The sequence below is a fragment of the Trichocoleus sp. DQ-A2 genome, from assembly GCF_039961915.1.
Taxonomy (GTDB): domain Bacteria; phylum Cyanobacteriota; class Cyanobacteriia; order Cyanobacteriales; family FACHB-T130; genus FACHB-T130.
Genome location: NZ_JAMPKD010000005.1, coordinates 39,007 through 63,641 on the forward strand (window position 1 = coordinate 39,007; position 24,635 = coordinate 63,641).

The following is a 24,635-nucleotide window of genomic DNA, read 5'->3' on the forward strand; positions in this document are numbered from 1 at the left end:
CCTTTTTAGACCCTACTCAGAAATTGGACTGTTATGATGGACTGACAATCCAGCAGTTTATATTGGCTATTTTCTGACTCTATGAACCGTTTAAAAGCTGAAGTTGTCCCTAAACCAAAAATCCAAACGTACCTAATCCGCTTGATGTATGACTTATATACCCAGTATTACGATGGCAGCAGTTGGGAAATTTTTCAACAGGATTTGAGTAACAAAGATTATGTAATCCTGCTGTGGAATGAAGAGGAAAAACTTCAAGGTTTTTCCACACTGGCGATTCTTTCGTTTGAATTTGAAGGAAAGCCGAAACGTGCTATTTTCTCCGGCGATACGATTATCCATCATCAATATTGGGGAGAACAAACCCTGCCATTGGCGTGGTGTCGTCTGGCTGGGAAGATTAAAGGCGAAGCAATGGAGCAACCTTTATATTGGTTTCTAATTGTTAAGGGATACCGGACGTATCGCTACTTGTCGGTATTTGCCCAACGTTTTTATCCGACTTGGCGATATCCAACGCCAGTAAATTCTCAGGCGTTGATGGATTACCTAGCTCAGACAAAATTTGGAGATGACTACGATCCTGCGAGTGGGTTAATTCGCTTTCCCTCGTCGCTAGGGCATTTGCGAGGAAGCTGGGCAGAGATTAAAGAAGGATTTCAGCATAAACCAGATGTGCGCTACTTTTTAGAACGGAATCCAGAATATTACAAAGGACATGAATTGGTGTGCTTGATGGAGTTGAGCGAGGAGAATATGCGATCGCACGCTCAACGCGGCTTCCTAGAAGGCTTGAGGGATGCGCGCAGTGAGGGATGAAGGGATAGAGCGCGATCGCTAGTTGAACCGACGCGCCAAGACGATATCTGCATCAGTTATGAGTTGGTGCAAAATCACAACGAATTGACTGATTTTACCTTTGAGAAAAAGTGGGAAATCGGCCAAAAATGGAAGCTGAATTTGACATAAGTATACATTAAAAAAAATAAGTCAAGATTAAACGAATTAATAGAATAAAAACTGGATTTTTTTAATTAGCTATACAAACTGAATTGCATTGTGGGCTGTTGCAAATATAATTAATGTAAGCCTCAGCTATCTACCAAAGGAGCAGTGCTTTTGATTATTCTTTTTTCTTTCACCCTTTTTGTTAGTGCTTTCCTCCTTTTCTGGGTACAATTGATGGTTGCCAAGATGATTCTGCCTTTATTAGGCGGATCTCCATCAGTATGGAACACTTGCCTATTCTTTTTCCAAGCAATTTTATTACTAGGTTATGGCTATTCCCACATCACAACGAGTTGGTTTAGGGTTCGCCACCAAGCTGTTATTCACACTATTTTTCTGCTATTACCAATAGCATTTTTACCCATTACTCCTGCTAAGAACTGGATTCCTCCTCATGATGTCAATCCTATCCCTTGGCTGTTAGTTTTGCTGCTTTTTTGTGTCGGATTTCCCTTTTTTGTGGTTGCTACCAGTGCGCCTTTAGTGCAAAAGTGGTTTGCTGAGACAGGACACCCAGCGAGTTCCGATCCTTATTTCCTCTATACTGCGAGTAACCTGGGCAGTATGTTAGGGGTTCTCAGCTACCCCATCTTAATTGAACCAAATTTTTCGCTGACACACCAAAGTTGGCTATGGACAATCGGTTACGGATTATTGGTTTTGCTCACTCTAGGATGTGCAGTATGCCTATGGCGATCGCCTGAAAAATTCAACAGTTTACAAGCGGGTAACGCCGGGTTTATTAAAGATGTTGCTGGCGACACCAATTTAGTCAATAAATCCGCACCTACAGAAGAACCTCCCACGATTCAACAGCAAGCGCAATGGGTATTGCTATCCTTTTTACCCTCTAGTTTACTTCTAGAAGTTACTACTTATCTCACGACAGACATTGCAGCAATTCCGCTTTTGTGGGCAATTCCTTTAGCGATTTATCTATTAACATTTATTTTAACTTTTGCCCGTAAACCACTTTTGCCTCATAAAGCTTTAGTGGCAATTTTACCTTTATGGTTGACTATACTAATAATTTTATTTTTGATTCAGGCGATGCAGCCAATATGGGTATTATTCCCCTTACATTTGGCGGGATTTTTTGTGGCGGCTTGTGTTTTTCACGGAGAATTGACTCGAAGTCGTCCCAGTACGCAGTATCTCACTAATTTTTATCTGTGGATTTCTGTTGGGGGTGTCCTCGGTGGATTATTTAATGCGATCGCGGCTCCAGTTTTATTTCAATCTGTCCTGGAGTACCCTCTGATTATGGTACTTTGTCTCCTCCTTATGCAAACTTCTAAGGAGGCAGACGATCCCCTATCTAACCTACAGCGACGTTTAACTTTTCCCATCAGTTTAGGTCTTTTAATCGGCACTTTGCTGGTTGGTTTTACTGGCAAGAATTTTACGAATAACCTGATAGGCGACCTTATCGGTTTTATCATCCTAGCTGGCATTTTTTACGCCTTCAAGCTACATCCAATCCGGTTTGGTTTAGGCTTAGTTTTGGTTGTTTTAATTAGCCAGTTTTCGATAGGAACTCTCGGTGGTGTTCTCGATACCGAACGCAGCTTTTTTGGCGTCTATCGGGTTTTAGATGATAGGCGCGGCAGCTATCATAGTCTTTTGCATGGAACGATCCTGCATGGGAAACAAAGTCTCGACCCAAAACGGCACAATGAACCTTTAACTTATTTTTATCCTACTGGTCCCATTGGGCAATTATTTAGCTCTTTGAATCAAACAAAACCTCCAAAAAATGTTGCGGTGCTAGGGTTGGGAATTGGGACGCTAGCTGCGTACTCAGAATTGGGGCAACAATGGACTTTTTATGAAATCGATCCGACTATTGAAAGGTTAGCTCGTGACACTCGTTACTTCACCTTTTTACAGAATTCAAAAGCGCCATTATCTGTAGTTTTAGGGGATGCTCGGTTGCGATTTACTGAAGTTCCAGATAATCGCTATGACCTGATTTTCATGGATGCTTTCAGCTCGGATTCAGTCCCCATCCACCTAATAACGAAGGAAGCCATTCAGCTTTACTTGAGTAAGTTAGCTAAAGAAGGGTTAATTGTCATTAACATTTCTAATCGATTCCTGAATCTTGAGCCGGTTTTGGGCGCTTTAGCTCAGGATTTAGGATTGTCTACACTGAGGCAGAGAGAAGCAGATATTTCTGAATCTGAGCGGGAAATCGGGAAATCTCCTTCTCACTGGGTGCTATTTGCTCGTAATCAAAAAGATTTGGGCAATCTCGTCAGTGACTCGCGCTGGCAACCCATCCCGGAAACAAAATCAGCGCCTCTGTGGACAGATGATTTTTCTAATATCTTCCGAGTATTACGTGCCTTTGCAGCTAGAAAAGCCGGGTGAATGACAGATGCGACGCGATCGCACGCCGTATACAATCTACCGTAGCTGCCGTAATACTTTGATTTGTGAGGTGTTGAGTGTGGATGAGTTGGCAAAAGCATCGAGATAAGGAGGCTGATTCAAATAAATTGATTGAGGCGCTGTCTCGGTAGCCATTCTCTTGGCTTTTTCTTTAATTGATTTGAGTACCAGACGAACGACCCATGAAGAGAGTTGTGGATTTTCATCTATTTCGGTCATCAGAGCATCTAAATCGTTAACAATCGCCATCATTGGGTAGTTCAGGTCTTTTTGCATGACTTTCGCTCTTTATTTTCAATATTTGCTCGATTTACGCCTAAATCGCTCAGATTGAGCGATCAGCGTGTTCTTGTTGCGGTACTTACTTAAAATAAGAAACTTTTGCATAGCCCACAATCGTTGTTGTGTCACTCTCTTAGCCGACTTTCTACCCTGATGCTATTTCTGTGTTGTTTTTTAGCCGATGTAGTTGGCTACTCCTTGCTGTATCAACACTTGCGGCTTGGGGAAAAACGAGCGATCGCGCTTTGAAGTCCAAACAACTACTGCCTCTAGCAGTAGACAATTCTTCAACCGGCACACACAATCAAATTGAAATTTTTTTTCCTGAAGTAGAAGATGGGAATCAATCGAAGTGACAATGCCATGTTAAATCCGCCTGATTCCCCGCCATTAAGCGCAACCCTACCCTGATAGAGCCTGCGGCTCCAGCTTTCCTTGCCAAGAGCAGGTAGGGATTAGGGTGAGGTTCTGGCATTGCCCACCCCTACTTAACTCAGATGTGAATAAAAAAGGGGGGACTTTTCAGCCCACCCTACAAGAGACTATTTCCTAGCTATTAGCCCAACAGAGCCTTCGCCTTCGCGACTACGTTATCAACATTGAAGCCGAACTTCTCTAGAGCAACTGGCCCTGGAGCAGAAACGCCAAAGCGGTCAATGCTAATCATCGCGCCTTCATTTCCGAGGTAACGGCACCAGCCGAAACTAGAAGCGGCTTCTACAGCTAGGCGCTTAGTGACAGCCTTGGGTAATACAGATTCCCGGTAAGCTTCATCCTGCTCGTCGAACAACTCCCAGCTGGGCAGGGAAACGACACGGACTTTCTTCCCTTCACCGCGCAACTGGTCTGCTGCCTTGGCGCAAAGTTGCAGTTCGCTTCCGTTGCCAATCAAGATAATCTCAGGCGTGCCATCGCTATCGGAAAGGATGTAACCACCCTTAGTGGTGCCTTCAATCGAAGTGCCAGCTAAGTTGGGCTGTGCTAAACGAGACAGCGCCAGAAGAGTCGGACGATGCTGGTTAGCTGCCTCAATCGCCACTTTATAACAACCAGAGGTTTCGTTTCCATCAGCAGGACGCATTACCGTTAGCTGGGGAATAGCCCGCAGGGAGGCAATCGTTTCCACAGGTTGGTGAGTAGGGCCATCTTCACCTAACTGGATTGAGTCGTGGGTCATTACCCAGATCACGCCCGCATGGGAGAGAGCTGAGAGACGAATCGCTGCCCGCATATAGTCAGCAAAGACTAAGAAGGTTGCTCCATAGGGAATCAAACCTGTGCCGTGCAGGGCAATGCCATTACAAATCGCTCCCATACCGTGTTCGCGGACGCCAAAGCGCAGGTTGCGATTTTCGTAGTGACCTTTGAGGAAGTCGCCAGAACTCTTGATTAAGGTCATGCAGGAACCAGCCAAGTCAGCTGAACCACCCAAGAGTTCGGGTAAAATTCCAGCTAGAGAATTCAAGCATTTGCCAGAGTGATTGCGGGTAGCATCTGCTTTGTCTTCTGGGGTGTAGGTGGGGAGAACTTTGTCCCAACCTTCTGGCAGTTTGTTGCTAATCAGCCGTTCTAATTCAGCAGCTTCCTCTTCATATTTGGCTTTGTAATTTTCCCAGTTTTTGTTCCACTCTTCCTCATACTTAGCACCGCGCTCGATTGCCTTGCGCCAATGGTTGAGGGCATCTTCTGGAACTTCAAAAGGCTCGTATTCCCAACCCAGATGCTCGCGAGTTGCTTTCACTTCATCCCCACCCAAGGCAGAACCATGTACGCCGTGGGTGTTGGCTTTATTGGGAGAACCGTAACCAATCGTAGTGGCAACTTTAATTAATGAAGGCTTATCAGTAACAGCTTTAGCGGCTTCAATTGCTTTGTGAATTGCCTCTAGGTCGGTGTTGCCGTCTTCTACCGTTAGGACGTGCCAGCCGTAGGCTTCATAGCGCTTGCCGACATCTTCGGTGAACGATAAATCGGTGTGACCGTCGATGGTGATTTTGTTGTCATCGTACAGGGCAATCAGTTTGCCCAGCCCCAGGTGTCCGGCTAGGGAACAAGCTTCGGCAGAGACGCCTTCTTGGTTGCAACCATCACCCAAAATCACATAAGTGTAGTGGTCTACGATCGTATGATCCGGCTTGTTAAATTTAGCTGCTAGGTGAGCTTCAGCCATTGCTAAGCCTACAGCGTTAGAAATTCCTTGACCGAGGGGACCTGTAGTGACTTCTACGCCTCGAGTCATGAAGTTTTCCGGGTGACCGGGAGTTTTCGATTCCCACTGCCGGAACTGCTTGAGGTCTTCAATCGTTAAATCTTCGTAACCAGTTAAATACAGTAAGGCGTACTGTAACATGGAGCCGTGACCGGCAGAGAGGACGAAGCGATCGCGATTGAACCATTTGGGATTTTTTGGGTTATACCGCATAAAGCGGTCCCAAAGCACAAATGCCATTGGAGCCGCGCCCATCGGTAGCCCTGGATGCCCTGATTTTGCCTTCTCTACGGCGTCAATCGCCAGAAAGCGGACGGAGTTAATACAAAGTTCTTCGAGTGATTGGGTTGCAACGGCCATAATCTCTTCTACTTAACGACGGTTTAGCACGCTAATTGGCTGAGCGGGAAGTTGAATGCTCTGGATCGCCCTAAGCACCCATTAACCGATCATCCCATTAGCCGGATGGATGGGCAAGTCGTGGGCAGTATTAAGGGATCGCCATTCCATCGAAATAGGTGGTCTTGCTTACCCCATGTCGATTCGGAATGGGAGATCCCATACTTTGTGAGAAACAGGATAAATTATAAAGGGTGAAGGATTAAATTTTTTTCCCCTCACCCGACCCGCTGATATTTTTATCGCCCCTATCTGTACTTTTTAAATGCGAGTGTCACGTTGTGACCGCCAAACCCGAAAGAGTTCGACAGCGCCACCTCGACGGTTTGAGAGCGACTTTTGTTGGGTACATAATCCAGGTCACAACCCGGATCGGGGTTTTCCAGGTTGATGGTGGGAGGAATCTGGTCTTGGGCGATCGCCATCACCGTAGCAACTGCTTCAATCCCGCCAGAACCCCCTAGCAGGTGCCCCGTCATCGATTTGGTGGAGCTAACCGCCACTTTGTAGGCAACACTCTCACCTAAAGCTTTTTTGATCGCTGCTGTCTCAGTCACATCGTTGGCTGGTGTGCTGGTTCCATGAGCATTGACGTAGCTAACTCGATCGGGAGCCAATCCTGCATCTTTCAAAGCTAGCTGCATGGCTCTACTAGCTCCTTCACCACCTGGAACGGGTGCAGTCATATGGTAGGCATCACAAGTCATGCCGTAGCCAACAATTTCTGCATAAATCCGAGCGCCACGGCTCAAGGCGTGTTCCAGTTCTTCCAACACTAAAATGCCAGCGCCTTCACCCATGACAAAGCCATCGCGATCGCGATCAAAAGGACGACAAGCATGAGCCGGGTCGTCATTGCGCGTCGAAAGTGCCCGTGCTGAAGAAAATCCAGCCAACGATAAAGGTGTCACGGCGGCTTCGCTGCCACCACAAATCATCGCTTGGGCATATCCCCCTTGAATCAGGCGAAAGGCATCTCCCACCGCGTTAGAGCCAGAGGCACAGGCTGTCACCGGGCAAGAGTTTGGCCCTTTGGCACCCGTGTGGATTGCCGTTAAACCCGCTGCCATGTTGGCAATCATCATGGGAATCATAAACGGGCTACAGCGGTCGGGACCACGACTCAAGTAGATTTCTTGCTGGTCTTCCAACACTTTAAGACCGCCCACCCCGCTGCCAATGATGACGCCGACTTGTTCTGCGTTCAGCTCATTAATGACAAATTGAGAGTCTGCGATCGCCTGCTTGCTCGCAGCTACCGCAAATTGAGCAAAGCGATCCATCCGCTTTGCTTCCTTACGCTCCAGGTATGTGTGGGGGTCAAATCCCTTGACTTCACCAGCGATGCGACAATCATGCCGGGAAGGATCGAACAATGTAATCGGACCAATGCCATTTGTGCCGCTCAACAACCCTGACCAATAATCTGTCAAAGTGTTGCCTATCGGTGTAATCGCGCCGAGACCTGTTACAACAACGCGCTTCCGTTCAAAATTTGTCATTATGCCAGTAATAGATGGGTTTTGCACCCAAAACGCAAAACAGTAATAGGACCGAGGAAAGAAGACTCAGAACTAAGTATCTATTGTTATTTTCAACTTAGGACTTCCCTGTGGGCGAGTTTTGCACCGAGTTTTAATTAGTTTTAATTAACGCGCCCGAAGAAAATTCTTCTTTACCCGCCCCTACAGCATTCAGCACGATTATTTATGCCGAAGCCGCCACTTTGCCACTGATGTAGTCCACAACGGCTTGAACGGTGGCAATTTGCTCAGCTGCCTCGTCTGGAATTTCGATATCAAACTCTTCTTCCAATGCCATTACGAGTTCAACCGTATCGAGGGAATCCGCTCCCAGATCGTTAGCAAAGTTAGCTTGTGGCGTGACTTCGTCGGGTGCAACCTCCAGTTGTTCCGCCACAATCTTCTTGACTCTTGCAAAAATTTCCTCTTGGCTCATATTGATCCTCTACCCATTCCCTCAAGCTATGTTCTTAGGGTTATACGGTTCTAAGCATCTCTTCATCTTATCTGAAAGAGGGGACAACAAAAGCGATAGATAGTCGCTTCTCCAAGTGGCACTGTTCTATTGAAACTTAAACGAATGTCACCAGTTGCCCCCAGTATGGGATGGACAAGCGATGATAGGGGTAAAGGGAGTGCTGAGAACTGTTAGCGTAGAGGCGTGAAAGTGCGGACTGAGTGAAAAAAAGAAAAAAGTAATTTTTTGCTCCTCCTGATTCCTGACATTCCTCTGCTCAGTCCGAGCTAACGCCCCGCTACGCTAACAGTCCTGAAATTCTCAGTCCTTCTGAATTGCCTTTGGTCTTTCGTCAAAATATGGCATCCCCGACTCTTAAATATGCTTACTTTCCCGGCTGCGTTGCTCAAGGCGCTTGCCGGGAGCTTTACCAGTCTACAGCAGCCCTCACCCAAGCCCTGGGCATCGAACTGATTGAGCTAAAAAAAGCTGCTTGTTGTGGTTCTGGTACCTACAAAGAAGATTCTCAACTGCTAGAAGATACGGTAAACGCTCGCAATATTGCTCTAGCAGAAGAACTGAATCTGCCGTTGTTAACCCATTGCAGTACCTGCCAGGGCGTCATTGGTCATGTAGATGAGCGTTTGAAGGACTCCCAACAATCAAACCCGGCTTATATCGAGCAGGTGAATGGCTTACTGAAGAAAGAAGGCTGTTCTCCTTATCAAGGCAGTACAGAAGTCAAACATCTGCTTTGGGCATTAGTCGCCGATTATGGACTAGAGGAGTTGCAAAATCGAGTTAGCCGCAAACTAGCTGGGTTGAAGTGTGCGGCATTTTATGGCTGCTATTTGCTCCGCGCCCAAACTCATATCCCCTATGACAACCCTCTCCAACCCGAATCGATGGAAAATGTGTTTCGGGCAGTAGGGGCGACGCCAGTTTACTACCGAGGACGCACCCAGTGTTGCGGATGGCCTCTTTCCAGCTATGCCACCACGCAATCTTTCAAGATGGCTGGGTCGCACATTCAAGAAGCCCTCGATGCAGGGGCTGATTGTATGGTGACGCCTTGTCCCCTGTGCCATCTAAATCTCGACTCTCGTCAACCGGAGGTTGAAAAAACGATCGGGCATAAGTTAGGTTTGCCAGTGCTGCATTTACCCCAGTTAATTTCTCTGGCGCTGGGGATTAGCCCGAAGCAGCTCGGTTTGGATAGACACATTGTCTCAACTCATCCGGTGTTGGAAAAATTGGGCTTTTAGAGGGTAGGGTGGGCTACTTTAGTCCTAGCATCGCTGTCGTCTAAGTTTAGAAAATTCACCACTTTGATTGTTTCCTAGAAACTGTCTCGGCGGCTTGGCAGCGCGAGGCAGTTTCTACAAAATCTGACAAATTTGATGTGACATGACAAAGGCTTTCAGGTTAAAAGAATGTTAGGCGTCGGCATAAGTTTATAATTCCGATTAGGGATTGAAATAAGCGATGGATTTTGAACCAGAAGTTACTGCAACCTCAATGCCCGAAGCAACTGAATTTGCTGAACCACCAGAGCGAAGCGCCTTCGGAGCTGCGACGCTAACACCTTTGGAGTTTCTGCGAGACACCGAAGGGTTGCTGCGACGCAAAACCTTAGCAACTCTGTCGCCGGTGTTGCCGCCGCCAGTGGCAATCAGTTTGCAAGATGCTTCCGAGGTGGCTGATGAATCTCTCAACCAACTGGCAGAGATTGACTTGGATGAAATCAGCGATGAGGAATTGAAACCAGCTCGTATTCTAATTGGTTTGACTTTTTCGGGATTTGGGGCGCTTTTTCTGGTTTTGTTGCTGCTTTATCTGTATCTCTTGCATCCAGAACTTAGCCCTGTTGAGCAGGTGCGGGAATATTGGTATCAGTATATTTGGTTTGTCTGTTTGGGCGTTGCCGGAATGATGATGCTAGGTCGAGAGGCAATGCGTCCAAAAGATTAAAAATTAAATTCCTTAATTCTTAATTATCAGGGTTCTGAAAGTAACCATTGTGGCTAAACCAAATATTCAAAAAGTAACCGCTATAGCTAAAGCAAATATTAAACTTATCCAAGTAGCTTAGCTCAATATTACAAGCTTCTCAACTCCCGGAAGCCTTGTCTTTGATTGCCCAACGCTGGGGCTATGTTAACGTTCGGTAGCGCGTTTTCACCATTTGCACTACAGCGGCTTGAACTCTAGCGAGTTACAAAATGATAGGCTAAAATCCTTGCTGAGTCTGAGTTTGGTGTATTCGCACGAGAAAGAAGCGCGATCGATTGGAGCCTATCAAAGCCCCGAATTACCATTAGAACTATCGAAGTATTGAGAATCTCAGAAGGAACTGGTTTAACATTACTTAGCTTAGGATTGAGTAAGTTAAGGTTTCATAGTTTATCATCACTGAATCCAATCCTTGCAGAATTATTTGCTGGTTCTGCACCAGATGGATGAATTTAAAATGACATAGAAAGAATTTTTTTTTATCTTTATATGTTTCTTGAGCAATATGGATATTTTGATTGTTGAGGATGAACCGGAAATTGCTAAACTCATCCAAATAACTTTAGAAAAAGAGGGGTTTTCCTGTCATCTGAGTCGCGATGGTCTGAGAGCGCTACAAGTTTTTCAGGAGCAACAACCAGATTTAATCATTCTCGACTTGATGTTACCGGGTTTGGATGGGCTGGAAGTGTGTGCCAGAATACGGCAGAAACCGGGAGCCAAAGATCCCTATATTTTGATGCTAACGGCTAGAGGGGAAGAAATTGACCGGGTAATCGGTCTTTCTACGGGTGCGGATGATTACCTTGTCAAGCCGTTCAGCCCTAGAGAACTGGTTGCCAGAGTTCGGGCGTTACTGCGGCGTAGCCTGCGTCAAGGCGGACAACATCAGGTTTATCGCACTCAGCATTTCACGGTTGATGTAGAGCAGCACTCTGCCTCTCGTCAACTGAGTCCCCATCCTTGGGAAGCACTTGATTTGACTACCTTAGAATTTAATCTCTTAACAACGTTTATCAGTCATCCCAGTCGCGTCTGGAACCGAACGCAACTCATTGAGAAGCTTTGGGGGAACGATTTTTTTGGCGATGAACGGGTGGTGGATACTCATGTGGCTCGGTTGCGGAAAAAAATTGAACCAGACCCAGCGAATCCTACCTTTATTAAGACAGTAGTTGGTGTGGGCTATAAGTTTGAAGATTCACCTCTATAAAATGCCCCGGAATAAAATGGGACTGCGATCGCGCTTGTTTCTTTCCCATCTCTTAGTAATGATGGTAGGAGTGGGTAGTCTACTCGTTATCAGTAAACTGTCTTCTCCCCGCTTCTTTATCGTCCAACTCGAACAAATCGAGGTCAGCGGCATACAGGTACGCTATGCTCGCAGGCAGCTGGTGAGAGGGTTTGAAACAGCCTGGAGTCGCAGCACGTTCTTGTCATTTATCGCGGGTGCTACAGCTGCTGGTGGCTTGAGTTACTGGGTATCTCGCCGAATTACCCAGCCTTTGACCCAGATGGAACAAATTACCCGCAAGTTTGCTGCTGGGCATCTAGATGAGCGACTACCAAAAAGTGAAATTCCCGAACTCAACCGCCTGGGTTCTAGTTTTAACCGCATGGCGTCTAGTCTTGAAGGTGTGGAACAGCGGCGGCGAGAACTGATTAGCGACCTGACCCATGAACTCCGAACGCCCCTAACTGTAATTCGCGGATACCTGGAGGAGATGGCTGATAGCAGGATTGAACCATCGCCAGAGATTTACCAGCGCTTGGTGAGGGAAACAATCCGGCTAGAACGGTTAGTCAACGATTTGCAGGAACTCTCTAAGGCAGAGGCAGGGTATTTACCAATTAATCTCCAGCCAGTTAATCTACGACCTTTATTAGAGTCCCTGTTGGAAAAATTTTCTGACCAGGTGCTGGAAGATGGCCCGGTGCTGCGCTTAGATTGTCCGCCCCAGATGCCCCCGGTCTTAGCTGATATTGACCGTGTGGAGCAGGTTCTGGTCAATTTGTTGGGAAATGCGCTGCTATATACCAGTGCTGGTTCGATTACGGTCAAAGCTTGGACTGAGCCAAAACGCCTCTGGATTGCGGTAGTAGATACGGGTCAAGGAATTGCACCAGAAGATTTGCCCCATATCTTTGAGCGATTTTGGCGGGCTGAACAGTCTCGAAGCCAAAATTCTAGAGGAACCGGTATCGGTTTAGCGATTTCCTCCCGGTTGCTCGAATTGCAAGGCGGTCAGATTGAAGTAGAAAGTGAACTGGGAAAGGGTAGTACGTTTCGTTTTTTCTTACCTTTAGCTTAACGGTTGTACTTGAGCTAATGGCTGTACGGGGCTTTTGTTGAAGCGCTCAATTTTTATAGATTTCCGGACTAACGCACTGTTGCTTGTTGCGCTTTCTATTTCCTACGGTTGGAGGGAACGTGTGTAATCTCCGAATTGCTTGCGTAAATGGCAAAGCAAGCGTTGATAAGTAATAGAGCGACCTAGCAAAGCAAAAATTAACTTTAGCAACAACCTTGATGGTTCGTTACTAGATCCTTGAATTATAAATTTTCGACATAACTTGCTCCTGTTGTTGGCATAACAGGCTTTGCCTCTGAGAAGGGGAGAAAATGCCTTATTGCTAAGTTTTGTTAAGCAATAAAAATTCTCGATCTCTGGTATGGGAATGCTCAATAGAGAGAGATAAAGGACTCCGGATAAACTTATGATCTGTATAGAAGTGATTTACCTGTTGATAGCTGCTACTTTGTTTACCCTCTGGCTAGAATTGTTTAAGCGCGATCGCAGTTGGAATACGGAAGAAAGATTTTCCTCTTTTATCACTTTGACGGTCGCAACAGTTTTCTGGCCTGTGGTTCTTCCCATCGCTTACATAGAAGTCTTAAAAACTAAACAGAAATTATAATATTGCGCTGTCGTAACAAGTGCGAGTGAAATTTGCCTAAATCCACTTGCGCGGGTTTCAAAAGTTCGCGTAAATTAATCGGGCTTGCCAAAACCAAGTGGTTTTGGCAAGCCCGATTGCGTGGATATTAGAGTTAAGCCAACTCTAACCAAGAGGCGCTGCTTTCACGCGCTCTTGGAGAGCCACTAATCCCGGATTTCCAGATTGTACTACTGGCAGAGGGATTTTATTTTGTCTGTTAAGCGCGATCGCACGCTCTCCGGCAATATCACTACGCAATCCGGTACGTACTGCATAGACCTCTCGAATAAACCAGAAAGAGCAGAACAAAGCCAATCCAGCAGAAAAGCGGGTTGCCGTGAATCTAAATTCCTTAATTTATCGCTATATAGCTATTTATTATTAATCAGGATTTATGTAGACTCTACATAATCCCGATAAGAATGTAGCAGTGACAATCAGCTAAAATTTGTGCTGAATCTATGTTTTAGAAAATGCCAGGACGGAGATTTGAACTCCGGACACGAGGATTTTCAGTCCTCTGCTCTACCAACTGAGCTATCCCGGCGCACTTTTTTTGGTGCTTTATTAAATTAACAAAGTTAGACAGTGTTGACAAGCCCCTAGTGGCAGATTCGGTAATATTTTTGTTTTTTGTCAGAGATCGCAGTTCCAGCAAGGGCGATCGCTATCTCTGTATCGCTATTTCTATGACGATTCCTGAAAAGAATCAATATCTGAATATCTGTTCAGATGTTATAGTAAATGAAGAGTTGACTAGGACAAAGCGATGACTACCGTAACTTCGATGAAATGTGCCTGTGAATCTTGCCTGTGCGTTGTTTCCATCAGCGAAGCGGTGGAAAAAGGTGGTAAATACTACTGCGGGGAAGCTTGTGCCAATGGTCACGAATCTGGACAAGGCTGCTCCCATCACGGCTGTAACTGCGGCTAACTGAAGGTTGAAAGCTTACAAGAGTTGAAGGTTGAAGGTTTACAGCAGTGGAAAGTTCTCATAAACTGGCTAACCTTCAACCGGCTAATCCACAACCCGCTAACCTTACTTGTCTCAGCTAGTTTGCAGATTCAGCTTTGCCCAGCCAAGAACGGCTAGAAACAGCAAAAACTGGACGAGAACAATACTAGGGCCAGAAGCAAAGTTAAAAAGACCGGATACAATCATTCCAGCAACGCTACTCATCGCTCCCAAGAAAACGGAGAGCCAGAGAAAGTAGATAAATTGGTGACTCAACAACTTGGCAGTAGAAGCGGGAATCACTAAAAAGGCATTGACGAGTAAGATGCCTACGGCTTTGATAGAAACGGCAACTGCCAGGGACAGCAGTACAACAAATAAGTAGCGATAGAGCTGAACTGGAACACCCTGAACCTTTGCTACATCGGGGTTAAGCGTCAATAAGATTTGCTCTCGCAGCGTTGACAGTAAGAAGATACCGCTGCCCACAAGCAATAGGAAAACCAGCACCAAGTCGGTGTTATTAATTGCGAGAATATCGCCAAATAGAGCGCCTAAGAGGTTGCCTCGGTATCCCTGGATAAAACTGCTGAGGATGACGCCAATTGCTAAGGCACCGGATAGCACAATGCTGAGGATGTTGTCGCTGGCGAGATTGGTTTGGTCAATCAAGTAGAGAACCGCTAAACCAAAAATTACTGTAAAGGGTAGTAGCATCCAGGTGGGATTTAGCTGCAATAAGACTCCCATCACTAGCCCGACTAAAGCTGCGTGACCAACGGCGTGGCTGAAAAAAGATAACTGGCGCAAAGTCACAAAACTGCCGAGAAAGCCGCCTAGGAGTCCCATCAGGACGCCACCTGCGATCGCTCGTTGCATGAAGGGAAACTGCAACAAGGTGATTAAGTTAGCGCTATCCGCGATCGCTAGCCAGTGAAAATGAAATGAGATCGACCAATCTAGGAGAGTCATGAGCTTTCCATCCACGTCAGCGAATCAGTTACGATAAGAGTATCTACCTATAGCTTGAGAAATGTCAGTGCAACTTTCATCTGATGAAGCTGTAAATAGCGACCTTCAGAAGACAGAAACTTTAAATTGTAATCCGCCACACCCGCTTGACATAGATAACGTTCACCAATTGCAAACTCAGATTCTCAGCACTGAGAAGTCTCAGCGAATGGCGGAGTTCTTTAGTCTCTTAGGAGACGCCAATCGCCTGCGGATTCTATCAGTTTTGGCACTCAAAGAACTGTGTGTGTGTGACTTGGCAGGAGCGCTGGCAATGAGCGAGTCAGCGGTTTCCCATCAGTTGAGAGCCTTACGTGCCCTACGACTGGTTAGCTACCGCAAGCGTGGGCGCAAGGTCTTCTATAGCCTTCAAGATAATCACGTTTTAGACCTCTATCGCTCTGTTGCAGAACATTTGGATGAAGCCAATTAAATATTAAAAACTCCTAGCATTTTGATTCTTTTTAGTGGTGATGATGATAGCGACTGAAACTTGGGCCATAAGTGGCTAGCAGGTTTTGGGGGGAAAGGGCAATTTCCGGGGTGCCAGTGCAGACTACCGTTTGATTGAGGCAGAGAACGCGATCGCAGTGGTGACTGACCATATCAATATCGTGGGAAACTTGCAACACCGTCCAATTTTGCTCGCGTTTGAGTTCATTCAGCAAAGCATAAAAATCTGCTGCACCTTGCACATCCACACCGGCAAACGCTTCATCCAGGACTAGAAGTTGACGAGGCATGACTAGACAATAAGCCAACAAAACACGCTTGAGTTGCCCACCACTCAGAGTACCGATGGATTGACGGCGCAGGTGATAAGCGTCTACCCGTTTCAAGGCAGAAGCGATCGCTTCTGATTTCTTTTCATCTTTCCGCCAGAATGACAAAAAGTTTTGAGCCGTGAGTTTTCCTGACTCCTGATTTTTCTTCGCCCATCCCAACCCCACCATTTCGGCGACAGAAATTGGAAAACTCCGGTCAAAGATAAAATTTTGCGGCATATAGCCTAACCAGTGACACCAATGCCCCAAACGTTCAACTGGACGGTCAAAAATTTCTACTTTTCCGGCACTTCGCGGAATTAATCCCAGAATTGCTTGCACCAGCGTACTTTTACCCGCACCATTCGGGCCAACTACTGCTGTATCAGTTCCGGGTAGCAATTCAAAAGAGACATCCCGAAGCGCCAGATAGCTGCCTAGATATACAGTTAAGCCGTCAACTTTCAGAATTGGCGATGGGATAGGGGCGTCAGAGTTTCTCACGTCTACTTGCAGGCAGCTTCCAGGGTTTGCAGATTTTGCTTCATCGCGGTGAAATAATGCTCCGGAGTCAGGGGGCCATTTTCCAGAGGATCGATGGTTCTCAGGGTTAATTTCAAGTCGGTAGAGAGACTTTCAAGCAATTTATTGTCAGTTCCTGGTTCGCCAAGTAGGGCTTTAACATTGTACTTTTTCACTGCCCCAACCGCCTTTTGGATGTCAGCAGGCGAAAGGTTATCTTCGGGAATCTGAACTACTGCAACTTGTTGAAGCTGGTAGCGCTGAGCAATGTAAGGATAGGCATCGTGGAAAGTGACATAAGTACAACCGCGATAGGGTTGCAGACGCTGCTGAAATTCTTTGTCTAGCGCCTCCAGTTGCTGAATGTAGGCGGTGGCGTTTGCTTGATAAGTCGCTTTGTTCTCAGGATTGGCTGCAATTAAACCATCCCGAATATTCTCTACTTGCTGTTTTGCTCGGACTGGATCGAGCCAAACGTGAGGATTACCTTCTGCATGGTCGTGTTCTTCTGCCTTTGCACCGGCTTCTCCCTCGTGGTTGTGGTCTTCGTGGCTAGCTGCTTGACCATTCACCACGGGTGAGGCGTCTTCTAAGGCGTTAATGCTTTTACTACTATCAATTTCTTTAATCTGAGCGTTTCCAGAATTTTTGATAGTTTCTTGAAGAAATTCTTCCAAGCCGAAGCCATTTTTTACCAGCACATCTGCTTGGGCGATCGCTTGTACGTTTGCGGGTGTCGCTTGATACTCATGCACTTCCGAGCCTGGTGACACTAAAATTTCTACCTGCGCTTTGTTACCCGCAACTGCCTTGGTAAACCAATAAATCGGCAAAAACGTTGCCACTACCCGTGGAGACTTCGGATTCTGCGCTGCTACTGGCGACTGCGGTGAAGCACTCTGCTGTGGGGATGGGACAGAAGTATTTGATGAGGTACACCCAGCAGCGAACACTGGCAGCAGTAATAAAGGTAGGGCAAGCTTGCTCGAATAATGTCGGATTCTAAGGCACGTCACGGTTTATCTCCTGATTGACGGTGGAAGTGTCAATCTACTTTTTTTGAGAATGAGTCTTGTTTTAATATTATGAGAATAATTCTCATTTTAGTATGATATTGCTGCCGATAGTTGAGTTTTGACTGGTAAATGCCATCAGGGGGGATTGTAAAAGTTGGAGAAATCTTGTCTCTTAAGTGTTTAAAAGCAAAATTTCTCAGCAGCAACGGATGCTTTTCATTGGAAAAAGGCAATTTATAAGCAAAATTCAGCAAAATTGTCAATAAATTGTCTTTAGCAAACTGTAGAGCAGTCAGTCGCTGCGGAGAATCTTGAAAGGGTGTCAGGAGTGAGAAATGAAATTTAAAAACCTGTGGAATGCGCTGCTGGTAAGCCCAGCAGTGTTCGGTGCAATGCTGTTAACGGATGCGGGGGCATTCGCAACGGAAACCCCGGCGGTGATGGAAGTTAAGGAGAACGCAATCGAGGATGCGATCGCTCCCACTCTCCCAATCAAGGAGGATCAAGAGGAATCTCAAGCGTTACATCAAAAAAATGAAGAATTGGAATCAAACTCGGTAGCCGTCGCAGCTGCCCTAATTACCACTTCTGAGATCAAGCTGGACGAGACATCTGCTGTCAAGGTAGAAACACCCGCATCAGAGGCGATCGCGCCAAATCAGTCAACAGTGACGGATTTAGCCCAAATCCCAGCTACCACCCCAACATCAGTGACGGCTGATGCCGATGTTTTAGAACAAATCGATGTTTATACCAATCCAGAGGGCGCGGATAGTTCTCTGGATAGTTCTCTAGAACAAGTCACGAATGTTTCCCAACTGCAAGACGTAGAACCGACAGATTGGGCGTATGAAGCGTTGCGATCGCTTGTCGAACGTTACGGTTGTATTGCAGGATATCCCGATGGCACCTTTCGCGGCAACCGGGCACTCAGCCGGTATGAATTTGCCGCCGGTTTGAATGCTTGTCTGCAACAAATCGAGAAATTGATTGCCGCCAGTTCGGCAGATTTCGTCACCAAAGCGGATTTAACTACATTACAGCGACTGATTGATGAATTTGGCGCGGAATTGGCGACATTGCGGACGCGCGTTGATAATTTAGAAGATCGCACCGCTTTTCTGGAAAGCCATCAATTTTCCACCACCACCAAATTACAGGGAGAAGCGATCTTTGCGCTGGCAGGGATTTTCAAGGGAGAAGATGCGACTGGCGATGAGATCGACGATGTAGCGATTTTTGGTCATCGGACCCGTCTGAATTTTGAAACCAGCTTCACCGGGAAAGATGTGCTGAGAACACGACTGCAAGCGGAAGGACTCGGTTCTCTTACCGAACGCACTTTGACACCAGAAGGCAACCTGTTTTTCTCAGGTGATACCGACAGTAATGTTTTCGTGGATGCGTTTCTTTACGCTTTCCCCATCGGTGAGAGAACAGAAGTGGTAGTTGCGGCAAATGCAGGTGCGGCGGATGACTTTACCGATACCGTCAACTTCCTCGACGGTGATGGTACAACTGGGGCACTCTCTACTTTTGGAACGCGCCCGCCGATTTATTACCTAGCAGAAGGTGCTGGAGTTGGACTAAGGCAGCAGTTGGGCGATCGCTTTGAACTCAGCTTAGGCTATTTAGCAGGGGACGCCGCTAACCCGGAAGAAGATGGTGGTTTGTTCAATGGCCCTTATGGTGCCTTGGCACAGCTATTGATCAAGCCAAGCGATCGCTTGAAGCTGGGCTTGACGTACATTCATTCCTACAACAACAATGACACCGGCACTGGTAGCAATCTCGCAAATTTCCAGGGCGGACTTGCCCGCTTCTTCGATACCGATATTGACGGTAGTTCAGTCGGCGGGGGTTTAACTAACTTAGGGTTCAGCACCAATCTCCCCGTGATCAGCAATTCTTATGGGGTAGAGTTATCTTGGCAACTGAGCGATCGCTTTGTTTTGGGTGGCTGGGTTGGCTACACCAACACGCGCAACCTCTCCACTTTAGGCGGACTCATTGAGCGTGGCAAAGTTGACATCTGGAACTGGGCTGTCACCTTAGCCTTCCCAGATTTGGGTAAACAAGGCAACTTGGCTGGCATTATCGTTGGGATGGAGCCGAAAGTCACTAACTCAACCATCGATATCAATCCCGGCGCAGTCGCCGCATTAACCGCAGCAGGCATCCCCACCCCGCCAGTGGGAGACAATGACGATACTTCACTGCACATTGAAGCGTTCTATCAGTATCAATTGACAGACAATATCGCCATCACACCTGGGGTTATCTGGCTTACTGCTCCCGACCACAATAATCGTAACGATGATATTGTGATCGGCACTATCCGCACCACGTTTACATTCTAGTGAAGCGCCATTAGTCATTAGTCATTCGTGATTGGCAGAACGCCACGCTTTGCTTGCGGGGTAGCGTTCCTCTTAACTGGGGATATTCAATCAGATTCAGTCCTAAAGGATTCTTAAAGGCGAGATCCCCGACTTCTCTAAGTCAGGGATCTGAAGGGAAGGCCTTGCGATATGACTAATGACTAGTCACCGCTGAAAAAAAACCAGCTGATGTGGCAGCTGGTTGAACAAAATCTTTATTTTTGTTGTCGTTAATCCGAGGAAATCCAGAGCTGCGCGTTCCCATCCGCCAGCCGTAAGATTTCTTTAATATTTACTGTAACAGGAAATACACATTTTTTGAAAGAAATATTTACATTTTTTTGTAAACTTCTTACCTTAGATAGTTGATTCCTGTTTGAGGACTCCCCCAGATAATGCGCTCCTGCTTATAAATAGCGATTCCCGGTTTAGCACCCTTGGGTTTGTAGACGTGCTTGGGTTCCGTGTAGACAACTGGCACGCGATCGCTTTGTCTGGCGCGGCTGTAATAGGAAATTAAATCGGCGGCAAATTGCAAATCGGCTTCTTCTGGGACAGAACCCGGAGCGACACGCAGCAATCCATGACTTCCTGGAATTTCCTGCGTGTGAAACCAGAGGTCATAGTCTCCAGCCATCCGAAAGGTTAGCTGGTCGTTCTGGCGGTTATTGCGCCCAATCAATAACTCAAAGCCGCTGGGTGTTTGGTAACGATAAGGGTGGCTTCCCTCCTCGTCCCTACGGATGCGGTTGTCCGGATCTTGTAGATACTGCTGCTGTATCAGCTCATCGCGGATTTCTAAAAGCGTTTGTAAATCTTCTGGGTCATCGTAAGAATCCAGCTGAGTTAGGCTAGCTTCCACTTGCTCCAAGTAGTCTATTTCCGTTTGCACCTCGTTAAGTAACGGTTCAACGGCTGAGCGAGCGCGTTTCAGCTTCTGATGCCGCTTGTAGAGGGATTGGGCATTTTGGACGGCATTTTTTTCAGGGTCGAGGGGAATTGTGACAGGTTTGTCGGTGTCAAAATCATTGAGGTCAATTGACTTCATCCCTGGTTCCCAGTTCTGAAGGTAAGCCATCAGCAAATCTGCCTGTTGCCGATATTGGTCTGCTTGATCGGATTGCTGCAAGCGTTCCGTAAAAGTAGACGCCTTCAAGCGTAATTTTTCCAGAACGTTGTTGAGTTTCTGGCTCAACTGATGATGAATCTGGTTAAATTCTTGTTGATTGAGCCGATCGGTGTAGTAGCGGTTGAGTAATTCTTGGATTGATTCAGCAGGCTTAACAATGCCCCAGCCCAAGACGTTGTATCCTTCAGGTGTCCAGCCGGGATGAAAAACTGCCCCAGTCTCCTTATGCGTCACGAGTGTCGTAGGCGAGGGGATAGAAGACTGAGAGGATTGGCTTTTCAGAATTGCTTGCAGCCATTCTTGCCATCGGAGAAATAATGCGTCCCAGTCAGATTGTGTGAGGGTATCGGTCGATTGCTCTGGATCTAGACCAGCGGCTTGTACCATTGAGACAACCAGCGCTGGACTCAAACCCCGGTAATTTTTCAGCATCTGACGCCGCAGTGCTGCGGGAATTAAACTCAGCCGTTCTTGCCAGCGTTCTTGAGATTCGCTTAAAGTCGGGATGGTTGCAGTGAGGGCGGGTGGAGATTCGTAGGGCTGTCCGGTCAGGATGGTACGGACGCTAGATTGTTGGGCGTTGACTTGATGGGCGGCGGTGACAATCAGGTTGTCTGCACCTGTAAGGATGACGTTACTGTATTTGCCCATGATTTCAACGTACAGGTGCCAGATAGCCGGATCTCCAGGCCGTCTGGCAAATTGTAAATCTATCACTCGTTCCCAAGGTGCGATCGCTGAAGGTGTATTCGCGTCAGCGCTACTCGCTTCTATCGCCACCAAGGCAAAGCCCCCCAACTGATGTCGTAACTGGTCGCTGAAGGTAAATGTATCTGGCGTGCGGGGGGGTGGATCGCCAATGCAAACACGCGCTGCTTGCGGATGCCAAGAAACTGTCAGCCAACTCCGCCGCTTCAGGGTTCGCAGGGCTATGGAAATTGTAAAGCGATCGCGCTGATAAACTTGTTCCAGCCGCGCCGGTATCCACTCAGCACGCAGCTCAGAACAAGCGGCAGTTAAGGTAGTAAAGTCAACGAGTTGCACGCGCGATCGGTATTTTTTGTAAAGATTTCGAGGAGCGGTCTCTTTCTATCCTCTCAGTTTCAGGCTACTTCCGACAAAAAAACGCACAAAGCTATTTTAAAGGAGCTTTGTGCGTTAATGAGTATCACCCGTTTCTGTTGAGACACATTGGCTTAGACAGATTGGCGACGGCGACGAGTTTTTAAGCCGAGTGCGATCGCGCCCAAGGTCAATCCTAGCGTCGCGCTGGGTTCTGGAACGCTCTGTTGGTTTTTCCAGTCATCGGTCGTCCCAACTTTGATTTGGTAGGCGAGATTGGATTGGGTAGGGATTTTTCCCGTCCAACTCATAATTGAATTCCCTGTAAGGCTGAAACTCCCCGATACATCGCCGATCCGAAGATATTGCACTCCCCCCTTCACATCCTCAAAAATATTGCCATTGGCATCCTTGTACCAGGTTGTGCAATTAGGACTCAAGGTACATGAAACGCTAGAAGTTTCGGCGATGGACTTCATACCCGACGCATCTTTCAGCAATAAGTCTTTGACCGTCATGCTGCTATTCGTGTTATTTGCTCTAGTGCGGACAAAGATATCTGTGACGCCTTGGGTAAATTTCGATGTGTAATCGTAAGCTAAAGTTTGGTTTCCAACTTTATAAGTAACGATCTTTGTGAGTGCGTCGTAAGCCAGAGTGAGAGCATCCACTCTTCCGCTTTGCCAGTAATTTGAACCTGTTAATTCCTGTTGTTTCTGTACTGTAAAATTAGTGCTGCCAGTATCATCGTGCAGATCGAGTTCGTAAGTGCTGTTATTGATACTGCCAATCCGGCCCTCCGCAACAAACAATAAATCTACATTTAAATCTTTAAAGGCTTGGTCAGTTTCTAGATAACTTAAAGAAATTGCTTTTGCGTGGGTGGCAGTCGATAATATCCCTAAAGTGGCAACGAATAATCCAATAAGTGTTTTACGAATAGCCATTTTTTTATTCCCTGGTTTGGGTAAGTGAAGCACGGTATATCAGGATTTTTCTTTACTTCCCCGCTTGCCGTGCTTTGGTTGGCGCTACTTTTTTAGCATAAATTACTCATGCCAATGACCGCTACTAAAAGTAGCCTATTTTACGGAAACTTTATCGCTGTGGTTTATATTTTGAAGTTATGGAAAAACCTAGATAAAAGTATTTTGTTTTCGATAGTTTGGGATGTCAAAAAATCTTTGTTTCCATAAAAACACGGTAGTTGTTTTTATGGAAATGGTGAAAAAGCGGATTAATTGTAATTCTACGGATAAGCGCTCTATGTAAAATCTCGTAAATAGTTGCAACCATCCATCCTCTGGTAGAATTTGATTTTTATGGGCATACAAAGAAATACTTCCCACCCTGTGAACGAAGAGCGATTCCACGGACAATCGTGAAGCGATCGCGTCCCTCAAGCTGTTCCAGTCATGCTGGATATCTATTTCACAACCAGCGCCAAGAGAAATGAATTAAGTTGAATTTGTGCAGTTGAATGTTAACGCAACTGTCAAACCTGCCTCTGCCTTTCGGAATAGATAATAGAGGTAAAAGGGAAAAAAAAGCAGCGATCCCTTAAAAACGCGAGTTTTTGTGGATTTTAGGCTTGTAAGTCAAAAATTTTGTAGATAACATGGGAACTAGACTTAAATAAGCTTTTTAGGCGGTTATGCCGCTAGTTTTTTATGGACATTCAGTTAATCAATATCGGTTTTGGTAACATCGTGTCTGCAAACCGAGTGGTTGCCATTGTCAGTCCAGAATCTGCGCCCATTAAACGGATTATCACCGACGCCAGAGATAGAGGGCAGTTGATTGATGCAACCTATGGGCGTCGCACTCGCGCGGTAATTATTACCGATTCCAGCCACATCATTCTCTCCGCCATTCAGCCTGAAACCGTTGCTCATCGCTTTGTGATTGGCAAAGACGTGAATGCCAGCAACAATTAAGGCAATAGGCATTTTCACGGGTGACAGGAGCATGAAAACTGGCAGGCTGATTGTTTTGACTGGGCCGAGTGGCGTAGGCAAAGGTACTTTGCTGCGATCGCTCTTGCAGCGTCATCCGGAACTGTATTATTCTGTATCCGCGACGACTCGCGCCCCTCGTCCCGGCGAAATTGAGGGAAAACACTATTATTTTGTTAGCCGCAACCAGTTTGAGCAAATGCTGGAAGCTGGTGAATTACTGGAGTGGGCTGAGTTTGCTGGTAACTGTTATGGCACCCTACGACGACAAGTGGAGGAGCAAATCCAGCAGGGTCAGTGGGTGATATTAGAAATTGAACTAGAAGGGGCGCGGCAGATCAGACAAAATTTCCCAAGCGCCCTACAGATTTTTATCCTACCGCCTTCCGTCAGCGAACTAGAAAATCGAATCCGAGGACGCGGGCAAGATTCAGAGGTAGCGATCGCGCGACGGCTTAACCGTGCCGAAGCCGAAATTGCTGCGGCGAGTGAATTCGATATTCAAATCATGAACGACGATCTGGAAAAAGCCCTGAATCGTATCGAAGCCGCTATCTTCACACCGGCAAGCTGTTGAATTTTTTCCCGCTTTAAATCACAAAGGCGATCGCTTTC

General features: G+C 46.5%; 22 protein-coding genes, 1 tRNA gene and 1 pseudogene. 12 read left to right on the top strand and 12 right to left on the bottom strand.

Annotation, left to right across the window (positions count from 1 at the left end):
- Positions 1 to 81: 81 nt before the first annotated feature.
- A complete protein-coding gene (locus tag NC997_RS05900) occupies positions 82 to 819 on the top strand; it encodes a hypothetical protein (protein WP_190530063.1) in 738 nt (245 codons plus the stop codon).
- Positions 820 to 1,119: 300 nt separating this feature from the next.
- Positions 1,120 to 3,381 (top strand): fused MFS/spermidine synthase, encoded by a 2,262-nt coding sequence (locus NC997_RS05905; protein ID WP_190530066.1) that lies wholly within the window; start codon positions 1,120 to 1,122, stop codon positions 3,379 to 3,381.
- A gap of 36 nt (positions 3,382 to 3,417) precedes the next feature.
- Here NC997_RS05905 and NC997_RS05910 read toward each other — a convergent pair whose 3' ends face one another.
- The 5 genes from NC997_RS05910 to acpP all read right to left on the bottom strand — a co-directional run bounded on the left by NC997_RS05910 (position 3,418) and on the right by acpP (position 8,251).
- Positions 3,418 to 3,678, bottom strand: coding sequence for a hypothetical protein (locus NC997_RS05910; protein WP_190413006.1), 261 nt, complete (start codon positions 3,676 to 3,678; stop codon positions 3,418 to 3,420).
- Positions 3,679 to 4,027: 349 nt separating this feature from the next.
- On the bottom strand, positions 4,028 to 4,159 hold the full coding sequence (locus NC997_RS05915; protein ID WP_277877581.1) for a hypothetical protein: 132 nt from the start codon (positions 4,157 to 4,159) through the stop codon (positions 4,028 to 4,030).
- Between the two features lie 81 nt (positions 4,160 to 4,240).
- Positions 4,241 to 6,253 carry a transketolase gene (gene tkt / locus NC997_RS05920; protein ID WP_190413004.1) on the bottom strand — a complete coding sequence of 671 codons (2,013 nt, stop codon included), beginning with the start codon at positions 6,251 to 6,253 and terminating at the stop codon, positions 4,241 to 4,243.
- A gap of 287 nt (positions 6,254 to 6,540) precedes the next feature.
- Entirely contained in the window at positions 6,541 to 7,794 is a 1,254-nt protein-coding gene (gene fabF / locus NC997_RS05925; RefSeq protein WP_190425191.1) for a beta-ketoacyl-ACP synthase II, read from the bottom strand.
- A gap of 205 nt (positions 7,795 to 7,999) precedes the next feature.
- Positions 8,000 to 8,251 carry an acyl carrier protein gene (gene acpP / locus NC997_RS05930; protein ID WP_190413002.1) on the bottom strand — a complete coding sequence of 84 codons (252 nt, stop codon included), beginning with the start codon at positions 8,249 to 8,251 and terminating at the stop codon, positions 8,000 to 8,002.
- A gap of 380 nt (positions 8,252 to 8,631) precedes the next feature.
- On the opposite strand from acpP, the gene NC997_RS05935 reads away from it, so the two are divergent.
- From NC997_RS05935 to NC997_RS05955, 5 genes are all read left to right on the top strand, one after another.
- Entirely contained in the window at positions 8,632 to 9,537 is a 906-nt protein-coding gene (locus NC997_RS05935; RefSeq protein WP_190530068.1) for a CoB--CoM heterodisulfide reductase iron-sulfur subunit B family protein, read from the top strand.
- Between the two features lie 220 nt (positions 9,538 to 9,757).
- Positions 9,758 to 10,243 carry a hypothetical protein gene (locus NC997_RS05940; protein ID WP_190413000.1) on the top strand — a complete coding sequence of 162 codons (486 nt, stop codon included), beginning with the start codon at positions 9,758 to 9,760 and terminating at the stop codon, positions 10,241 to 10,243.
- Positions 10,244 to 10,790: 547 nt separating this feature from the next.
- Positions 10,791 to 11,498 carry a response regulator transcription factor gene (locus NC997_RS05945; protein WP_190412999.1) on the top strand — a complete coding sequence of 236 codons (708 nt, stop codon included), beginning with the start codon at positions 10,791 to 10,793 and terminating at the stop codon, positions 11,496 to 11,498.
- A 1-nt stretch (position 11,499) separates the two neighbouring features.
- Positions 11,500 to 12,597 (top strand): HAMP domain-containing sensor histidine kinase, encoded by a 1,098-nt coding sequence (locus NC997_RS05950; RefSeq protein ID WP_190530070.1) that lies wholly within the window; start codon positions 11,500 to 11,502, stop codon positions 12,595 to 12,597.
- A 406-nt stretch (positions 12,598 to 13,003) separates the two neighbouring features.
- A complete protein-coding gene (locus NC997_RS05955) occupies positions 13,004 to 13,204 on the top strand; it encodes a hypothetical protein (protein ID WP_190412997.1) in 201 nt (66 codons plus the stop codon).
- Between the two features lie 209 nt (positions 13,205 to 13,413).
- On the opposite strand, the pseudogene NC997_RS05960 reads toward NC997_RS05955, so the two are convergent.
- A pseudogene (locus tag NC997_RS05960) lies at positions 13,414 to 13,522 on the bottom strand (WYL domain-containing protein); the annotation flags it as partial.
- Positions 13,523 to 13,699: 177 nt separating this feature from the next.
- Positions 13,700 to 13,772: transfer RNA gene (locus NC997_RS05965), tRNA-Phe, on the bottom strand.
- A gap of 222 nt (positions 13,773 to 13,994) precedes the next feature.
- Here NC997_RS05965 and NC997_RS05970 point away from each other — a divergent pair.
- Positions 13,995 to 14,159 (top strand): metallothionein, encoded by a 165-nt coding sequence (locus tag NC997_RS05970; protein ID WP_190413885.1) that lies wholly within the window; start codon positions 13,995 to 13,997, stop codon positions 14,157 to 14,159.
- A gap of 114 nt (positions 14,160 to 14,273) precedes the next feature.
- On the opposite strand, the gene NC997_RS05975 is transcribed toward NC997_RS05970, so the two are convergent.
- On the bottom strand, positions 14,274 to 15,152 hold the full coding sequence (locus NC997_RS05975; protein ID WP_190413887.1) for a metal ABC transporter permease: 879 nt from the start codon (positions 15,150 to 15,152) through the stop codon (positions 14,274 to 14,276).
- A gap of 61 nt (positions 15,153 to 15,213) precedes the next feature.
- Between NC997_RS05975 and NC997_RS05980 the strand changes: the two genes are divergently transcribed.
- The gene (locus NC997_RS05980; RefSeq protein WP_190530072.1) at positions 15,214 to 15,624 is read left to right on the top strand and encodes a metalloregulator ArsR/SmtB family transcription factor; all 411 of its coding nucleotides are present in this window, start codon (positions 15,214 to 15,216) and stop codon (positions 15,622 to 15,624) included.
- 31 nt (positions 15,625 to 15,655) lie between these two features.
- On the opposite strand, the gene NC997_RS05985 is transcribed toward NC997_RS05980, so the two are convergent.
- Entirely contained in the window at positions 15,656 to 16,438 is a 783-nt protein-coding gene (locus NC997_RS05985; protein WP_190530118.1) for an ATP-binding cassette domain-containing protein, read from the bottom strand.
- Between the two features lie 23 nt (positions 16,439 to 16,461).
- Positions 16,462 to 17,493, bottom strand: coding sequence for a zinc ABC transporter substrate-binding protein (locus tag NC997_RS05990; RefSeq protein WP_190530074.1), 1,032 nt, complete (start codon positions 17,491 to 17,493; stop codon positions 16,462 to 16,464).
- A 335-nt stretch (positions 17,494 to 17,828) separates the two neighbouring features.
- On the opposite strand from NC997_RS05990, the gene NC997_RS05995 reads away from it, so the two are divergent.
- Positions 17,829 to 19,853 carry an iron uptake porin gene (locus tag NC997_RS05995; protein WP_190530076.1) on the top strand — a complete coding sequence of 675 codons (2,025 nt, stop codon included), beginning with the start codon at positions 17,829 to 17,831 and terminating at the stop codon, positions 19,851 to 19,853.
- 373 nt (positions 19,854 to 20,226) lie between these two features.
- Here the strand turns inward: NC997_RS05995 and NC997_RS06000 are convergent, their stop codons facing one another.
- On the bottom strand, positions 20,227 to 22,047 hold the full coding sequence (locus tag NC997_RS06000) for an NFACT RNA binding domain-containing protein (RefSeq protein WP_190530079.1): 1,821 nt from the start codon (positions 22,045 to 22,047) through the stop codon (positions 20,227 to 20,229).
- Positions 22,048 to 22,199: 152 nt separating this feature from the next.
- Positions 22,200 to 23,012 carry a PEP-CTERM sorting domain-containing protein gene (locus NC997_RS06005; RefSeq protein WP_190530081.1) on the bottom strand — a complete coding sequence of 271 codons (813 nt, stop codon included), beginning with the start codon at positions 23,010 to 23,012 and terminating at the stop codon, positions 22,200 to 22,202.
- Positions 23,013 to 23,735: 723 nt separating this feature from the next.
- On the opposite strand from NC997_RS06005, the gene NC997_RS06010 reads away from it, so the two are divergent.
- The gene (locus NC997_RS06010; protein WP_190413898.1) at positions 23,736 to 24,002 is read left to right on the top strand and encodes a DUF370 domain-containing protein; all 267 of its coding nucleotides are present in this window, start codon (positions 23,736 to 23,738) and stop codon (positions 24,000 to 24,002) included.
- A gap of 31 nt (positions 24,003 to 24,033) precedes the next feature.
- Positions 24,034 to 24,597 carry a guanylate kinase gene (gene gmk / locus NC997_RS06015; RefSeq protein ID WP_190413938.1) on the top strand — a complete coding sequence of 188 codons (564 nt, stop codon included), beginning with the start codon at positions 24,034 to 24,036 and terminating at the stop codon, positions 24,595 to 24,597.
- Positions 24,598 to 24,635 lie beyond the last annotated feature (38 nt).

What these genes read in the sequence shown, in the direction of transcription:
- NC997_RS05900 (WP_190530063.1), top strand. Translation starts at nt 82, where the DNA reads ATGAACCGTTTAAAAGCTGAAGTTGTCCCTAAACCAAAAATCCAAACG.
- NC997_RS05910 (WP_190413006.1), bottom strand. Translation starts at nt 3,678, where the DNA reads ATGCAAAAAGACCTGAACTACCCAATGATGGCGATTGTTAACGATTTA.
- NC997_RS05915 (WP_277877581.1), bottom strand. Translation starts at nt 4,159, where the DNA reads ATGCCAGAACCTCACCCTAATCCCTACCTGCTCTTGGCAAGGAAAGCT.
- tkt (WP_190413004.1), bottom strand. Translation starts at nt 6,253, where the DNA reads ATGGCCGTTGCAACCCAATCACTCGAAGAACTTTGTATTAACTCCGTC.
- fabF (WP_190425191.1), bottom strand. Translation starts at nt 7,794, where the DNA reads ATGACAAATTTTGAACGGAAGCGCGTTGTTGTAACAGGTCTCGGCGCG.
- acpP (WP_190413002.1), bottom strand. Translation starts at nt 8,251, where the DNA reads ATGAGCCAAGAGGAAATTTTTGCAAGAGTCAAGAAGATTGTGGCGGAA.
- NC997_RS05935 (WP_190530068.1), top strand. Translation starts at nt 8,632, where the DNA reads ATGGCATCCCCGACTCTTAAATATGCTTACTTTCCCGGCTGCGTTGCT.
- NC997_RS05940 (WP_190413000.1), top strand. Translation starts at nt 9,758, where the DNA reads ATGGATTTTGAACCAGAAGTTACTGCAACCTCAATGCCCGAAGCAACT.
- NC997_RS05945 (WP_190412999.1), top strand. Translation starts at nt 10,791, where the DNA reads ATGGATATTTTGATTGTTGAGGATGAACCGGAAATTGCTAAACTCATC.
- NC997_RS05950 (WP_190530070.1), top strand. Translation starts at nt 11,500, where the DNA reads ATGCCCCGGAATAAAATGGGACTGCGATCGCGCTTGTTTCTTTCCCAT.
- NC997_RS05955 (WP_190412997.1), top strand. Translation starts at nt 13,004, where the DNA reads ATGATCTGTATAGAAGTGATTTACCTGTTGATAGCTGCTACTTTGTTT.
- NC997_RS05970 (WP_190413885.1), top strand. Translation starts at nt 13,995, where the DNA reads ATGACTACCGTAACTTCGATGAAATGTGCCTGTGAATCTTGCCTGTGC.
- NC997_RS05975 (WP_190413887.1), bottom strand. Translation starts at nt 15,152, where the DNA reads ATGACTCTCCTAGATTGGTCGATCTCATTTCATTTTCACTGGCTAGCG.
- NC997_RS05980 (WP_190530072.1), top strand. Translation starts at nt 15,214, where the DNA reads ATGTCAGTGCAACTTTCATCTGATGAAGCTGTAAATAGCGACCTTCAG.
- NC997_RS05995 (WP_190530076.1), top strand. Translation starts at nt 17,829, where the DNA reads ATGAAATTTAAAAACCTGTGGAATGCGCTGCTGGTAAGCCCAGCAGTG.
- NC997_RS06005 (WP_190530081.1), bottom strand. Translation starts at nt 23,012, where the DNA reads ATGGCTATTCGTAAAACACTTATTGGATTATTCGTTGCCACTTTAGGG.
- NC997_RS06010 (WP_190413898.1), top strand. Translation starts at nt 23,736, where the DNA reads ATGGACATTCAGTTAATCAATATCGGTTTTGGTAACATCGTGTCTGCA.
- gmk (WP_190413938.1), top strand. Translation starts at nt 24,034, where the DNA reads ATGAAAACTGGCAGGCTGATTGTTTTGACTGGGCCGAGTGGCGTAGGC.